Origin of the sequence: Methylobacterium sp. J-048, from assembly GCF_022829515.1 — a bacterium.
Classification (GTDB): domain Bacteria; phylum Pseudomonadota; class Alphaproteobacteria; order Rhizobiales; family Beijerinckiaceae; genus Methylobacterium.
On the sequence record NZ_JAKSYL010000162.1, the window covers coordinates 1 to 1,043 of the forward strand.

General features: G+C 68.2%; 1 protein-coding gene. It reads right to left on the reverse strand.

The window, feature by feature from the left end; genetic code table 11:
• Nucleotides 1-684: helix-turn-helix domain-containing protein (locus tag MKL09_RS16440; RefSeq protein ID WP_244021830.1), on the reverse strand; the 684-nt coding region annotated here is incomplete at its 3' end.
• Nucleotides 685-1,043: the final 359 nt, after the last annotated feature.

Genomic DNA, 1,043 nt, shown 5'->3' on the forward strand with positions numbered 1-1,043 from the left:
CAGGTCTTGAACTTCAGTAGGCGTGCGCTGCGGGGATTTGCACCCACCCCCCTGAGGAATGGATCCCTTCCGGGCCAGGCGCAGCCAAGCGGTCCACTCGGCCGAGACGATGCGGACGATGTTCGGCAGGTTGCGAAACCCCGTGACGGGGCGCTCCTCGACCGTGACCAGCCCGAGCTTGCGCGCCTCGCGGATAGCATTGCGCACGGTGGTCTCGGACACGCCCACGATCGCCGCAACGTGGCCCACGGCCAGCCGGCAGTCGCCCCGGCGCGCGGTCTCGGCGGCGACGAGGGCGAGCACGCCTTGCTCGGCGTGGGTGAACTTGGCGGCGAGACCGAGCGGCATACGGCCAGAGGCGGCCCAGCGGCGGCGGCGCTCCATCGAGGCGCCTGTACGTGGCCGGGAGCCAACGCCGGGCCTCCTGGGGCTGCTATGGGGTTTTTCGGAGCTTTCCGAATAAGCAGCGCTCGCCGGTTCGGGCGAGCTCCCGAAAATACGGGAGCGGGAATTTCCCCCGGATCGGGGGAGAAGTGTCCGCGCCTCGATCAACCCGGACAGCGCTTCGGCCTCGGCCTCCGTGACCTTCCCGTCCCCGTAGGCGCGCCACAGCAGCGCCGTCACTTGGGGCAGGGTGATTCGGGTCGCGGCCTCGATGGCACGCCTCAACTCGTCGGCAAACATGGTCCTCGGCCCCGTGAAAGGGCCGCAACAGGTCGTTCCGGGCCGCCGCAGAGGCGTCCGGTCCACAAGGCAAAGCCTCATCGTCGCGGGAATTGGCGTTCCCGCTTGACGCCTGGGGGCGTCTCGTGGCTTGTGGGGATTGGAAACCGGCCCCCACAGGCCACTTAGATTTTCGACGGGCTCCTCGTTTGGCGACGGGGGGCCCGTTGGCTTTTCAGGGGTCGACTTGCGGCGGCTGTGTCTCCTGATGGTGCCGGCGACTCGCACAGAGCGCGCGCCAGCCGGACATGGCATCTCGGCCGGGTCGTACCGTTAAGTCAACGTCAGGGATTGATCAGCGCGACCATGCATGCCGAACT